Origin of the sequence: Microseira sp. BLCC-F43 (assembly GCF_041929235.1) — a bacterium.
GTDB lineage: Bacteria > Cyanobacteriota > Cyanobacteriia > Cyanobacteriales > Aerosakkonemataceae > Microseira.
In genome coordinates, this window is sequence record NZ_JBHFNP010000007.1 from 1 (window position 1) to 14,276 (window position 14,276).

Sequence of the window (14,276 nt, forward strand, 5' to 3'; positions counted from 1 at the left end):
TTTTTTTTTTATTCTCTTCCACCCCCCCCCCCCCCCCCCCCCCCCTTTTCGTCGGCCCCCCCGGGGGGGGGGGATCGATATACCAAAAAAGATAGGTACTGTTGCGGCAAAAATTCACCGATATATTGAGGGGAAAATCAAGACTGTAACAGTTAGTAAAGAGGCATCAGGAAAGGATTTTGCATCTATTATGACTGAGGGAGAAGGGGGAAATCCTAGTAAATCAACAAAAGGCAAAGTAATCGGCATTGATTTAGGATTGACTAACTTCGCAATCGTTAGCAATGGCAATAAAGTATATAAGTATGACAATCCCAAGCACTTAGCAAAGCAAGAAAAGAATCTGAAGCGCCAGCAACAGAAGTTAGCCAGAAAACAAAAAGGTAGTAAGTCAAGGCAAAAGTATAGAAAGGTTGTCGCTAGAGTAGACGAACGGGTTAGCAACTCACGTCAGGATTTTCTGCATAAGCTTTCAAGTAAGCTCGTCAATGAAAACCAAGTTGTCGTAGGAGAAAATCTGCATGTCAAAGGCATGGTATGCGCTTGGGGCACGCTGGGCGAACCTAACCACAATTTAGCGAAAGCAATATCTGATGTTGGCTGGGGAATGTTTACCAAGTTGATTGCCTACAAGTTAGAAAAAAAAGGTGGCCTTCTGGTAGAGATTGATAGATGGTTCCCTAGTTCTAAGCTCAGCTCTAATTGCTATTACCAGATTATTGATGAGTTGCCACTAGATGTTAGACACTGGAATTGTCCCTCTTGTGGCACCCATGACGATAGAGATGGTAATGCTGCAACCAATATCAGAGCTGAAGGCATCAGAATGCAAAAGGCGGATGGAACAGCCGTCTCTGCTAGTGGAGGGGAAGTAAGACCAAAACTGGGACGCAAGTCTAAGTTGAGGCATTCCCCAATCAGACTGGAAGCCCACACCATAGCTTAAGCTTGGTGTGGGTAGTTTACATTGTGAAGAGGAGGTTGGGTGTCCCTCACTGGCTTTGGGCGGGTGCAGGAAAAACAGGGATGGCATCATCAGCCAGTTGGCTTTTACCTATTTGGCGTGGCTATTGTCCGCGTCAGTCTTGTTCATCTGGGGCAGGGTGTGGATTTTTCCCGTACGCATTCGATGTATGCTCCACGGTAGCGGAGCTTGATTAACATGACCGATACAAATAATGGACGCTTACTCGATAATCGCTATCAGCTGGTGGAGTTGATAGGGTCAGGCGCAATGGGACGGGTTTACCGAGCCAAAGATACTCTCTTAGGAGGAGTACCCGTTGCCGTAAAGTTCCTTTCTCTAACAATTCAAAATGAAAAGCTGCGGTTGCGGGAGCGTTTTGTTCAGGAAGCTAGAACCTGCGCCCTATTAGGTCAAAGAAGTCTCCACATTGTTCGAGTCACGGACTATGGCGTGGACGACCAAGGCACTCCATTCTACGTGATGGAATACTTGCAGGGAGAAAGCCTCAGCGACATCATTCGCGCCGGAGCGCTGCCCTTACCCAAGTTCTTGCAACTCGCTCGTCAAATTTGTTTAGGATTGCAGTGCGCCCACGAGGGCATTCCCAACGAGGAGGGTGTAATTTGTCCGATTATCCATCGGGATATCAAACCCAGTAACATTTTGGTCGTTCAAGACGCCAGTCTGGGACAGTTAGTTAAAGTGCTCGATTTTGGCATTGCCAAGCTGCGCCAGACAGATAGCGAGCAAACAAACTATTATTTGGGCACTTTAGCCTATTCTTCTCCAGAACAAATGGAGGGTAAGGAACTCGACCCCCGCTCGGATATTTACAGCCTGGGGGTGATGCTGTTTGAAATGCTCACCGGCAAAATGCCTTTGCAGGCAGAAACTCACTCGTTTGGCGGCTGGTATAAAGTTCATCACTTCCAACAACCCCGCAGTTTCGAGTCAGTTAGACCCCAGTTGAAACTGCCGAAGGCGCTGGAGAATTTGGTGATGAGCTGTCTGGCAAAAAAGCCCCAAGAGCGACCCCAAACTGTAGGCGATATCCTCAAGGGGTTGGAACCTTTGGATGAACGCTTTAGCAAGGATCGGCAACTAGGCGAGCGCATTGGGTCAACCCTGACCCAAGTGCCAATTGTTGCAGAACCCAAACCACAGGCGCCCCTCTCGGACACAGAAATTGAGCGGATGATGCGTCTCCAATCGTGGCCCAAGAATAAGCCAACGGCGGAAATTGTTTTTGCTCATCCTTTACGCACTAGCTCTGGGAAGTTGGCGACCCTCTGGGTGATGCTTAAAAAAGAGGATATTCAAAAACGCCTCGTTTGTAAGCGCTACAACCAATTTTTATTTTTAATGTCCCCCCATCCGATGTTGCTGTGGATTACGGTACTTTATACCCGTGACGCTGGCCCGAAGTGGCTACCCTGCTACTTAGATATGAAAACTCCTCCAGGCCAGGAAATGGCAAGACTATTGGGGGAAAGCGGTTGCTATCGGGTTTTGTTATTTGCTTTAGAGGACTCTAAACCTCAACAGAGCTCCCACGTCATCACCGTCTCGATCGATCCTTCCCAATGCCAGTTGCTGCAACAGTGGGTCACGACGAGTCAGTCTTTAATTTCAGTCGCTTCAGCCAATATGAGCAAGGATCTGCTTAAGACTGAGTTGGATAAGCTCAAACCGCAAATTCTCAAAAAACTCGACTAATTATTCTCCGGCTGCAAGGTAATCTATTTCGCCTGATTGAGGAATGGAGTGGAGAATTCCCATTTCCATAGAATAAGATTTATAATAATTTTAAATAATTAAGAAATAATTAAGTTATAATTATTTAACTGGATATAGATCCACAATTCATGATGGACTGACATACAGAGATAAACTCATCTCTCGTGGAGTTGACGCCCCAGCAACCCCAGCTCGTTTCCCCCAAGGAACAGAGCAAGAGAAGGAGGTCGCCCACTGCGACATGGGAGAGGTTCTACTCAAAGCGAGGACTTTGCTCTATGCCCCATTGATGCTTCAGCAGATGCTTGTAAGTAGCTTCGCGTACAACCATTTGCCTGTAAAGCTGAACCAAAAATTGTTGAGCTTGATCGAGGCTCATGTGCTGCACCTGGGCTTCAAAGGACCGGATGTTGAATTGTTGTTCGAGGGTTAGTTCGATAGGGTTCATGGCTAGCTCCTAAGAGAGTTATAGTGTGTGTTTTGGGATTGCCAGAGATACTCTTTGGCATTAGTTTGGCATGTGTCAATTTATCTGTCACTACCTTTTTTAAAAAAGATAACAATTATTTGACAAATTGCACATACCTCCTCGTGGATATATTAAATAGATCCACGGATGGATGGTTAGTTCCGGAAGTTCCCGGCGTTACTAATCACAGTTGTAGCAAGTTGTCAAATAAAAAAATGTTCGTCGCGAACCTAATGAGTATATATACCTAAGTAATTTCCCTGGATGGGGCTAAAAATGCAGGACTGACGCACGACCTTGCCATCACCTTAGTTTCTTCGTTGATCTCTAGTTTCCAAACCAAGGATTTTTCGTATCACCTTAGTTTCTTGGCGTAAGTCCTGAATGGTGGGGTGCGCCGAAGAGGGAAAAGAAGTAAAGTAACTGATATGACATCAACTACGGGCAAAGGATGGGAAGTTAAGCGACACGCTAGCTGGGTCGCCTTCCTGCTGGCTTGTATTTTGGGGTGATATTAGCGTGGGGCGATCTGATCAATGACTACGACGACAACGGTAATGTTGTCGCGACCGCCCTTGTCTTTAGCAGCTTCGACGAGGGCGATGGCAGCGTTGTCGCACAAAGGTGCGGCGAGGAGGTTCGCGATCGCGCTATCGGAGAGTTCTTCGGTGAGTCCGTCGCTACAGAGGAGGAAGCGATCGCCTGCTTGCACCTGTACTGGTTGAATTTCAACTTCCGCTAAATCTTCGCGTCCCAAACATTGGGATAGCATATGACGCCAAGGATGAAAGCTTGCTTGTTCTTGACTGAGTACGCCTGCTTTTAACGCTTTAGCCACCCAAGTATGATCCTGAGTAATTTGCTCTAGCTGGGACTGCCGCAAACGGTAGAGACGCGAGTCGCCCACATGAGCGCACCAAGGTGCGTCCTCGCCCCTAAACAACAGCACCACTGCTGTGGTGCCCATATCGGCGCGTTCTGGATGCTCTTGCTGATCCTGTATGATTGCCTGATTAGCTTGACAAAAAGCTTCCTGTAACAGCGCGGGGGATTTTTGAGGCGAATCCCAATGCTTAACCAGATAAGATTGAATCGCAGAGGCAGCGAGGGCACTCGCTTCCTCGCCGCCAGCATGTCCGCCCATCCCATCTGCCAAAATGAAAAATCGCCCCTGGGGATCGATACAATAAGCATCCTGGTTCACCGAACGTAGACATCCGGTGTCAGAAAGACCCGTGAAGCGACATTTCATAGTTTCGCGATTTGAAAAAAACAGAACTTGAATCAGAACATGCGCTCAAACCGATCGAGGCGTCTGAGCAGGCGGAATAGGGCTAACCCTGTCCCTGCTGCTACTAAACCAGCAAGTGCTGCTAGCCATACCATATTATGAACTAGCAGGATGGTCGCTGACAAAGTAAAAGCACTGATTATTAAAGCGTAATTCGTTCCCATTTGCATACCGCTCAGGCGACGGATCAGCCGGTCGGTTTCCGTCGAGCGGACGCGGACGCGCAAGTCGCCCCGCTCTAGTTTTTCCAGGGTTTCTTCTAGTCGTCGGGGCAGTCCCAAAGCCGTACTGCCCACTTGAACGGCTTGACGGCTGATTTCTCCCAGAATGGTATTAGTGGGGTCGGGACCTTTTCCATTAGTCATAAGCTGCATTGCAAAGGGTTGGGCAACTTCCATAAAGTTAAATTCCGGGTCTAAGCCTTTCCCCACGCCTTCCAGGGTGGAAAAGGCGCGCATGACGAAGGTGAAGGTTGCCGGGAAGCGAAACGGCTGGTCGTAGGCGATTTCGTACAGGTCATCTGCGATCGCTGTTACCGATTGGTTTTCAAACGGCTTGTCCATAAAATGATCCAGCATGTACTGGACTGACCGCCGTACTGGGCCCATATCGTCAACGGGGGCGAGCGCTCCCAATTCTACTAGGGAGGTTACCACGCGATCGCCATTTTTTTCCGCAATGCCAAACAGCGTTTCCATCAGATTTTCGCGGATATTGGGCTTTATCTGCCCCATCATGCCGAAATCGTAGAAAATCAGCGCCCCTTCTGCACTGACGGCGATGTTGCCTGGGTGGGGGTCGGCATGGAAAAAGCCGTTGTTGAGCAGTTGTTGCAGGTAAGCTTGCGCTCCCTTGCGCGCTAAATCTTTTCTGTCTAATCCAGCTGCTTCTAGGGCTTCGTAGTGGCTAATTTTAATTCCCGGCAGGTATTCCAGGGTTAGCACGCGGGGGGAGGTATAGCGCCAGTAGACGCGGGGGACTTTTACCCAGTCCTCGTTGCGAAAGTTACGACGAAACGTATCGGCGTTGCGACCTTCGTTGAGGTATTCGATTTCTTCCCAGAGAATGCGACAGCACTCTTCGTAAATTCCCAACCAATCTCGACCGCGGCCCCAATCGGGATGGTTTTGGAAGTAACGGGTAATGCCCTTGAGAATTTCCAGGTCGATGGTAAATAACTTTACCAATCCCGGTCGCTGCACTTTGACGACAACTTCTTCCCCCGAATGCAGCTGGGCTTTATGAACCTGTCCCAGACTGGCTGCGGCTAGGGGAATCGGGTCAAAACTGCGGTATAGTTCCGGGATTGTTTTCCCTAGATCCTGCTGGATAATGGCTTCGACTTGCTCGTAGCTAAAAGCCGGGACGCGGTCTTGTAACTTGGAGAGTTCCTCGACATATTCGCTGGGGAAAAGGTCGGCGCGGGTAGAAAATAACTGCCCGACCTTGATAAAAGTTGGCCCCAGTTCTAGAAACGTATTGCGAATCCAGATCGCTTGTTTTTTGCGTCTTTCGGCGCGCTTCGCCTCCGTCATTCCTCCTGGATAGCTCCAAGGTTTACTATCGAGCCACAGCTCAAACAGTAAAGTCAAGACGAAGGCCCAAATATCTACGAAGCGACGGTGACGAGAGTAATTTTCTCGATTCCAACGGTAGGCTTTATCGGTGTAGGGTTTTCCCACAGCTAAAAGTCGGTCTGGGTCGCTGGAGAGCTTTTCTTTTGGCGGGCGCTCCGCGTATCGCTTGGGCATGACATCATTATCAGGCAGGACAGACACTCCGATTCGGTGGTTGGGTTTAATAAATGTTTTTGTTTATACAGACTGGCTGCGATAGCGTTGCAACTCGGAGCGTACCTGAGCAATTTCTGCTCTCAGTTCGTCGATCATTGCTTGCAGGTCTTGGCTGGGGGAACCTACGGATACAGTGGTTGTAGTGGTTCGTCCCTGGGTGGCAGTTGCTTCGGCTACTTTAGCGCGTGCGATCGCTTCTTCGGTAAATTGTCGCCAGCGTTCTCGCTGTTCGGCATCAAATTTACCGAGTTCCGAGAGGGCATCGGTTAAAGTGTGTTCGAGTTGTTCGTACAGCAGGTCAGCAACTGCCCTACCGACAAAAAATGCATGAATCAGGGGATTGCTCATAATAAATTGCGGGGCTTTCCGCCTGAATTATAACTTGCACTTCCCTGTCTTGGGAGAGTTTGGGGCATCAGGCTAGGTTTTGGGCAATAGGTTTTTGACAGTTAGTCCTGTGGTAGATGTTCTTGAAGCCTGGATACGGTAATGGGGTTTTTACTCGTTTTCCGCCCTAAGAATAAGTATTAATCCTTTCGGTGCCCGAAGAATTAGTATTATTGAACCGCCAAGACGCCAAGGACGCCAAGAAAGAAGAAGGAAGAAGAAGGAAGAAGCAGATAATCTGCTACCGGGAAGGGAGTAAACGAACCGCCAAGACGCCAAGGACGCCAAGAAAGAAGAGAGGGTTTTTGAGAGTTCTGAGTTATCAGTTTTGAGCGGAGTTTTTGCTAAGGAGTTGCAGGTGGTTCGCTTGGGGAGGCTGGGGGTTCTGTTGCTGGTGCTTTTGGCAGTGGTTCGATCTCGGTTGTGGCTGTGGGTTCGGCACTGACTGGAGTGGGGGAAGGGGATGGTTCGGCTGTTGGGGTTGCTGCGGCTTCTGGGGTGGGTGTTGGTGTGGATGTCGTTTCGGGGGTAGGTGTGGGTGAGGATGGGGTTGGCGAGGCTTCTGGCGTGGGTGAGGGGGTTGAAATGACTGGGGTTGGTGAGAAATTTGAATGGCGCCTTGTTGCTGGTTTGGGGGTTGGGGTGGGTTGGGGTTGGTAGGATTGGGTTCTTCTGGATCTGCGGCGAGGGGTTGGAGAGGGGGTTGATTCGACGGCTCTTGGTTGGGGTTGGGTGTTTGTTTCGGGAGTAGAATCTGGTTCGGGAGTTGAATCGGGTGTGATGGTGGGGGCGGCGGTGGGCCAGTTTTCGGTTGGTGGGAAAGATTGTTCTTTTTGTAAGAAGGGCAATCCGTTGCCATTTAAGCGCACGGATAAACCAAATGCTAACCCGACTATGGCGGCAAAAAGGGCAACGATGCCAACTATTTGGAGGGAGGTTTTGGGAGATAGGTATCCCAGGTTAAATGGCTGTCTGGTGATAGTTTCAGGAGGTTTTGTGGGTTCCGGAGTGTAGTTTTGGTCTGGTAAGAGGTCTAGCCAGCTTTCAACGGTTTGGGGACGCTTTTGGGCGGACATTTCTAGGCCGCGCAGAATGGCTTCTTCGATGGCTGGAGTCAGGTGGGGGACTAGCTGGCGGGGGGATTGTAGGGGGTAGCGATCTCGCAATACAGCTGGTACGGGAGGTTGTCCGGTCACCAAGCAATATAAAGTCGCTGCTAGTGCATATATATCTGTAGCGGGACTGCGTTTCTGGCGCAGTACGTATTGTTCTGGTGGTGCATATCCAGCGGAAAGCATCCCTGTTTGGGTTTGAGTTACTCCCAGGGTAAACTCTCGGGCAATGCCAAAGTCGATTAAAATAACCGAGTCGGTTCCTTCTCGCCGGATGATATTGTGGGGTTTAACATCGCGGTGCATCAACCCATTTTGGTGAACCTTACTCAGCGCTGCGCCGATTTGACGCATGTAGTGAATTGCTTGTGCTTCCGGTAACGGCTGACCTGGTTTTACTAATTCTGCCAGAGACGGCCCTGGGATATAATCCATTACGATAAACGGCTGTCCGTCTTCTTGGAAAAAGTCGAGGATTCGGACAATATGGGGATGCTGGCATTTGGCTAGTCGCTGCGCTTCGCCGATAAATTGCTGTTGAAAATAGCCGTAATTTTCTTGCTGGCGCAAGCTTTCTTGCAGGGTTTTGATCGCGACGGTTTGACCTAGAAAGGCGTGGGTTGCTTTGTAGGTAATGCCAAAACCTCCTTGTCCGATAACGGTGTCTAGGATATACTTGCCGTTTTGAAGAACTTTGCCAGCCGTTAGTTGCATAATTGATTCGGGTGCTGCAATGGGAGACAACGCCAGCTTTCTATGATATAGCAATCTTGTTTGAGATGTGAAAAATATTTTTAATGCTAATTGCTAATTGCTAATTGCTAATTGCTAATTTATTATTTTTTTCCAGCCATTAGCCATTAGCCATTAACTATTAGCAAGTTACGTTTGGGTCAATTCGATGATTTTATCAAACTCGAAGTCGTGGGTGAAATCGGCTATGGCTTTGGTTAATGCAGCGTATTCTGTAGGGATTTGTGCCAGGAGTTCAAAATTTTTCCTATCGTCGCATATGTAAGCTGTTTTATGCAGGTTTTCAATCCACTCTAGAGGCATTTGATTTAAGTATTTTTTGATTTCAAGTATTGGCAGCTTTGAGTCGGGGTATTGCTGGGTTTCTTCTGGTTGTTGATTATCTGATTCATAAATATAAGCGATTTCTAAGTATTCCCCGATTTTTGCCAAAACCAGATCTTGTTTTAATGGCTTGCTAATATAATCATCGCAACCCGCCGCTAAAATCAGATTTTTATCTAAATCGAAAGCATTGGCAGTAAGGGCAATAATTATGGTTGGGGAATCAGGTTCCCATCCTCTTGTTAATACTTTCTCCGCGTCGCCGCTTCCCCGCGTCTCCCCGTCCTTAAATAGTTCGTTTTCTCTGGATCTAATTTGTTGGGTTGCTTGGATTCCATCCATGACCGGCATTCGTATATCCATGCAGATTAGATGGGGTTTCCAAGTTGACCAAATTGAGATTGCTTCAGTCCCGTTAGCAGCTTGCTTTACCTGAAAGCCAATTGCACCAAGTAGGGTGATTAATAATAAACAGCTTTCTGGATGATCGTCCACGATTAAGATGCGATATTCTGGTTGGTTGGGTGCTAAACCAATGATTTGACGCTGGGTTTGGGTGGGATTTTTGTCAATTGTTTCTGCTGGGGTTACTTGGATATCAAATGTAAATAAGCTTCCTTTGTTTGGTTGACTATTAATTCTGATATCTCCTCCCATCATTTGCACGAATTTTCGGCTAATTGCTAAACCCAATCCTGTGCCTTGGATTGTTTTTCTTCCGGCTTCGCTTTGGGTAAAAGGTTCAAATATGCGGTCTATTTCTTCAGGATTTATACCAAAGCCAGTGTCTTCTATTTCAAAGATTAATTGGTAATTGCTAATTGGTAATTGGGAATTGGTATCTTCTTTTTGTTTAATCAGCGCTTGTAATGTCACTTCACCTTTTTCGGTGAATTTGATGGCATTTCCGAGTATGTTAATTAAAACTTGACGCAATTTTCCTGCGTCGGTTTGGATGTATTGGGGTAGGTCGGGTGCGAGGTTAAAATTTAGCTGCAAACCTTTGGATTCGGCTTTTAATTTAAATAGTTCTTCCAGGGTGCTGAGGAAGTTAATTAAGTCGAAGCTGGTGGGAGTAAAGCTGGTGCGTCCGGCTTCGATTTTGGACATTTCTAGAATGTCGTTGATTAATGCTAGTAAGTGATCTCCAGCATTGTTGATAATTTTGACTTTTTCTTGTTGTTGCGGGGAAAGAGTGCGATCGCGCGCCATCATCTGCGTAAATCCTAATATGGCGTTGAGTGGTGTCCTCAGTTCGTGGCTCATGTTCGCTAAAAATGTGCTTTTTGCTACGTTGGCGGCAACGGCTGCTTCTTTGGCTTTTTGTAGTTCGATTTCGGTTTGCTTGCGATCGCTTAGTTCTTGTTGTAGTTGTTGGTAGAGGTTGGCTTGTTGGATGGCGATCGCTAGCTGATCCGCAACTGTACGCGCTAATTCTATCTGGTCTTGCTCCCAAATTGTATTGGTTTGAGAGTAAAGCAAATTGAGAGATCCCCAAAGTGACTCGCCAACTGTCAAGGGTATGACTAACCAAGAACCGGGACAGATTTGGGCAAGTTCTTTATTTAGTTCATCTTCGAGGGTGTTGGCATCGGAAACTTGGAAGATTTCGAGTTTTTTCAGCTTAGCAGTAACGGGGTTTTCTGTATCTGTAATTTCTAACCCAGTCTTGTCTGGCGTTTCTGGGTTTTGCCGATATCCGGCAACAACTCGCCAAAATTGCTGTTCTGGAAAATACTGGGTAATATAGGATTCTTCGGCGGATAAAAGTTGGGCAAATTCAGTGTTGGCAGTTTGAAAGATTACGTTCAAATCCAGGGAGTTGCGAATCCCCTGTATGACTCGATTGAGTAGTTCTTTTTGTTGCGCTTGTCTTTGCAGTTTGATTTCGGCAATTTTGCGGTCGGTGATGTTTTTCATGAAGCAATAATGTCCGATTAATTGCTTTTGCTCATCCCAAGCAGCGACCATCACTACTTGCTTGTAAAACATCGATCCATCTTGGCTAATTCCCCTAACTTCAGCTTCACCTTTGCCAGTGTTAAGCATTTCTTGATATGCGGCGATCGCCGTTTCTAAATCATCTGGATGAACGGTTGGATACCATGACATTCCTATCATTTCTGCGGGGGTATAGCCGACGGTATTGGCATAAGCTTGGTTGACTGTGATGTAGCGTCCTTGGGTGTCCAAGCGTGCAATTCCTTCTACTGCATGGATCATGGCATTATTGATTTTTGCCAGTTCAGATTCTGCCTGCTTTCTAGCGCTGATATCGACTTCAATGCAGGTTACCAACCAGCAGTCAAGGGATTCATCGCGATTAGAGGTTAGGGTATCCGCAACCCAGATCCACTTACCATCGCGACGTTGGTAGCGAAATTCAATCGTTACCGTTTTCTGGGCGAAAATGTTCTCGAAGGCTGGTAGGATGACATTCTGGAAATCTTCTGGATGAATGCGATCGCTCCAGATTGTCTTGTTTGCTACCATTTCTGCGGGGGTATAGCCAAACAGTTGTAAAGTTCCAGCAGAATAGAATTCGTATTCCCAATTTCGGTTATCATAAACGCGGAAATGGGCGATCGCTGCCCCAGCGGTATTAAGTACGCCGCGCAGTTGCTGTTCTGAAGCAGCTAAAGCGGTTTCGGCACGTTGGCGATCGCTTATATCGCTATCAACTGCAATGACTCGAAAGCAACAATTTGCTTCATCGTAGCGAGAGGAAAGATCCGTGGAAATCCAACGCAGAGTGCCATCCTTGTGCAGGAAGCGATACTCCATGCGAGTTGGTTGTTCGGCAAAAATAAACTGTCGCGCTGGGATAACGATTGATTGCTGGTCTTCTTCTGGAATCCGCGACCACCAAATTCCCGTCATCATTTCTTCAGGTGTAAAGCCAAAGATCGCTTCACAACCTGCGGAGTAGTAGTCGTACTCCCAAGTTTCATCGCCACCAAATACCCGAAAACTAACAATTGAGGCGATCGCTCTGTTTAAAATATCTTTGAGTTTGGTTTCAGACGTTTGTAAGGCGAGTTCTAGATACTTGCGATCGCTGATATCGGTAACAACCCTTGTCACAATCCAACTATCTGAAGCTTGTTCTCGCACGGAAGTATAGGTTTCTCTCACCCAGCGTAAACCACCGTCTTTGTGGAAAAAGCGATACTCGGCAACATCGCTGCGATCAAGAAAGATATCTTCAAACACAGGTAGCACGACTGTTTCCCAATCTTCTGGGAACACTCGCGATGACCAAAGGGTTTTATCTGCCATCAATTCTACAGGTGTAAAGCCAAAGACAAGTTCGCAACCTGCTGACCAATAAATATCCTCCCAATCGCGATTGGGGAAGACTCGAAAACTGACAATTGCGGCGATCGCGCTGTTGAGGATATTGCTCAGTTTAGTCTGAGATTCTTGCAGTTCTATTTCTAGGAGTTTGCGATCGCTTATATAGCGAGTAACTGACAAAACAGCAGCGATCTCGCCGTTAGCGTTGCGGAAGGGAACTGCATGGGTTTCCAACCAGCGACGAGTGCCTTTCCAACCAACGATTTCAAACTCCAGTATCCCCGATTCTCCTTGCAAAACTCCCTCGGTCAGCGCCTGGAAATCTTGCCGATAATCCGATACCACAAGGGAATAGATTGACTTACCTTGCACCTGCGCCAGGGACTCCGCCTCAATCATTGCTAATCCGGCGGGGTTCATATCCAGTAAGGTGCCGTCGCGCGCCACCAATTTGACGCACTCTGGTTCTGATTCAATAATGGTGCGAAGAAGACTTTCGCTTTGTGCTAGTTTTTCTTGCGCCTGTTTGCGATCGCTAATATCCCGCACCAAGAAGCACAAGCTTACCAACTTCCCCTGAGTATCCCGCATCGCCACGCCGGTTAATTCAGCCGGAAAGTCGATGTTTTTGGCGGGGTGAAACATCCGCACTTCTTCTCCCCGGATCTGCTCTTGTTGCTGCAACTGAGTTAAAATCTGACGAAATTTCCGGCGCTGTTGGAGATGCACGAAAACAGCGAGGGGTTTACCGACCAAGTAAGATTGTTGTACATTCAACAACTGCGCTGCGGCTGGGTTAGCTTGTTGGATAATTCCAGCAGCATCGGTAACCAGGTATCCATCTGGAGTAAAGTTGAATAAATTCTGGTAACGCTGGCGCTCTGCTTCTACAGCCTCGCGGGTAGTGTTTAATTCCTCATTTTGTGCCGCTAGTTCCTCTGCCACTACTTGCAGTTCTTCCAAAGAGTGGGAAAGTTCTGCGATCGTCTCTTGTAGCAGTTCCCCAGAATTCTCCCCTTGCCCATCTGTCCGCTGCAGTAGGGTTTCCAGTCGCTGCTGCGCTGCTGCGATCTCGCCTTTTAAACTATCTTGTGTCATCTCCAGGATACCTTGGTTAATTTTTTCCCTCTTTTACGGTGTTTCCAGCCGTTAAGGACACAGGACTTACGCTCATATTCCCGGTTTCTGCGAAAAATCCTTGGGAAAGAGAACCAGAGATCGACAAAGAAACCGGGTTTCTCGTCTCCTTTTAGCTTAATTCCTCGGATATTCAAAGCTCTTAGGCTTTTTAGGCATAATATCTTTGTTTTAAAAGCCTTCATAGGAAAGAGGGAGAAGTGGGGGACTCCAGCGGGAAAAAAGATTATGTGTAATACGTTACCTAAAAACTTAGTATATTTTTTTAGTTTTAACACGATCTAACAAAAAGTCTACCACTACAGCTGTAAAGGTTAGTGGTGGGGTGAATTGTCAGCAAAAAACTGGTACGGGATGCTTTAGGCTGTAGGGTATGGAGAAAACAGAGGTGCAATGCGTTTAATTCTTTACAGTAAACCGGGTTGCCATTTATGTGAAGGCTTGCAAGAAAAGCTGGAACAGATAAAAAACCTAGACTTTGAACTAGAAGTGCGAGATATTACCACCCGCGATGACTGGTTCAATGCATATCAATACGAAATTCCGGTTTTGTTGCGAGTGGCGTCCCAGGGGGAAGAGGTAGAACAACCGATTCCTCGTCCTTCCCCTCGCGCTACAGTGCAGCAGTTGGAGCTTTTGTTGCAGAAATATCTACCAATTTAGCAGGGGCACGGCAACAGAGATATCTTGGTTAAGCTGCGGGAGCATTTAAATCCAATAAAGCGGCGGGCAAGATGCCCACCCCACAAGAAAAAAGTAAAATTTGGCTCTCAAACTACGTGCGTAGCAGCTTAATTCGACCATCTTCATCCTGCCGTGCCCCAACAATTCAGCGATCGCTGTAGGGGCACGGCATCATATATATCTTGGGTAAAATCACCATCTTCATCCTGCCGTGCCCCTACAATTCAACGATCGCTGTAGGGGCACGGCATCATATATATCTTGGGTAAAATCACCATCTTCATCCTGCCGTGCCCCAACAATTCAACGATCACATCGGAAGAGC

Annotated in this window: 10 protein-coding genes; 4 read left to right on the forward strand and 6 right to left on the reverse strand. The window is 47.4% G+C overall.

Annotated features, from left to right (window positions below; translation table 11 throughout):
• Nucleotides 1-79 precede the first annotated feature (79 nt).
• The 3 genes from ACE1CM_RS01275 to ACE1CM_RS01285 are packed head-to-tail and all read left to right on the forward strand — an operon-like array spanning nt 80 to nt 2,683.
• Nucleotides 80-946 carry an RNA-guided endonuclease InsQ/TnpB family protein gene (locus ACE1CM_RS01275; RefSeq protein ID WP_374875604.1) on the forward strand — a complete coding sequence of 289 codons (867 nt, stop codon included), beginning with the start codon at nt 80-82 and terminating at the stop codon, nt 944-946.
• A gap of 39 nt (nt 947-985) precedes the next feature.
• Nucleotides 986-1,147 carry a hypothetical protein gene (locus ACE1CM_RS01280; RefSeq protein ID WP_374875596.1) on the forward strand — a complete coding sequence of 54 codons (162 nt, stop codon included), beginning with the start codon at nt 986-988 and terminating at the stop codon, nt 1,145-1,147.
• Between the two features lie 15 nt (nt 1,148-1,162).
• Nucleotides 1,163-2,683, forward strand: a complete 1,521-nt coding sequence (locus ACE1CM_RS01285) for a serine/threonine protein kinase (RefSeq protein WP_374875597.1) — start codon at nt 1,163-1,165, stop codon at nt 2,681-2,683.
• Nucleotides 2,684-2,957: 274 nt separating this feature from the next.
• On the opposite strand, the gene ACE1CM_RS01290 is transcribed toward ACE1CM_RS01285, so the two are convergent.
• The 6 genes from ACE1CM_RS01290 to ACE1CM_RS01315 form a co-directional block, all read right to left on the reverse strand.
• Nucleotides 2,958-3,152: an NblA/ycf18 family protein gene (locus ACE1CM_RS01290; RefSeq protein WP_226591582.1), complete on the reverse strand. Its 195-nt coding sequence runs from the start codon at nt 3,150-3,152 to the stop codon at nt 2,958-2,960.
• A 535-nt stretch (nt 3,153-3,687) separates the two neighbouring features.
• Nucleotides 3,688-4,425: a PP2C family protein-serine/threonine phosphatase gene (locus tag ACE1CM_RS01295; protein WP_374875598.1), complete on the reverse strand. Its 738-nt coding sequence runs from the start codon at nt 4,423-4,425 to the stop codon at nt 3,688-3,690.
• A gap of 32 nt (nt 4,426-4,457) precedes the next feature.
• Nucleotides 4,458-6,242 carry an ABC1 kinase family protein gene (locus tag ACE1CM_RS01300; protein ID WP_374875599.1) on the reverse strand — a complete coding sequence of 595 codons (1,785 nt, stop codon included), beginning with the start codon at nt 6,240-6,242 and terminating at the stop codon, nt 4,458-4,460.
• Between the two features lie 36 nt (nt 6,243-6,278).
• On the reverse strand, nt 6,279-6,605 hold the full coding sequence (locus tag ACE1CM_RS01305; RefSeq protein ID WP_374875600.1) for a DUF6825 family protein: 327 nt from the start codon (nt 6,603-6,605) through the stop codon (nt 6,279-6,281).
• A gap of 383 nt (nt 6,606-6,988) precedes the next feature.
• Nucleotides 6,989-8,500, reverse strand: a complete 1,512-nt coding sequence (locus ACE1CM_RS01310) for a serine/threonine protein kinase (RefSeq protein ID WP_374875601.1) — start codon at nt 8,498-8,500, stop codon at nt 6,989-6,991.
• Between the two features lie 138 nt (nt 8,501-8,638).
• Nucleotides 8,639-13,228, reverse strand: coding sequence for a PAS domain S-box protein (locus ACE1CM_RS01315; protein ID WP_374875602.1), 4,590 nt, complete (start codon nt 13,226-13,228; stop codon nt 8,639-8,641).
• A gap of 432 nt (nt 13,229-13,660) precedes the next feature.
• Here ACE1CM_RS01315 and ACE1CM_RS01320 point away from each other — a divergent pair, with 432 nt between their 5' ends.
• Entirely contained in the window at nt 13,661-13,930 is a 270-nt protein-coding gene (locus tag ACE1CM_RS01320; RefSeq protein WP_374875603.1) for a glutaredoxin family protein, read from the forward strand.
• Nucleotides 13,931-14,276 lie beyond the last annotated feature (346 nt).

Coding starts and splice junctions, on each gene's coding strand:
- ACE1CM_RS01285 (WP_374875597.1), top strand. CDS start 1,163: ATGACCGATACAAATAATGGACGCTTACTCGATAATCGCTATCAGCTG.
- ACE1CM_RS01290 (WP_226591582.1), bottom strand. CDS start 3,152: ATGAACCCTATCGAACTAACCCTCGAACAACAATTCAACATCCGGTCC.
- ACE1CM_RS01295 (WP_374875598.1), bottom strand. CDS start 4,425: ATGAAATGTCGCTTCACGGGTCTTTCTGACACCGGATGTCTACGTTCG.
- ACE1CM_RS01305 (WP_374875600.1), bottom strand. CDS start 6,605: ATGAGCAATCCCCTGATTCATGCATTTTTTGTCGGTAGGGCAGTTGCT.
- ACE1CM_RS01315 (WP_374875602.1), bottom strand. CDS start 13,228: ATGACACAAGATAGTTTAAAAGGCGAGATCGCAGCAGCGCAGCAGCGA.
- ACE1CM_RS01320 (WP_374875603.1), top strand. CDS start 13,661: ATGCGTTTAATTCTTTACAGTAAACCGGGTTGCCATTTATGTGAAGGC.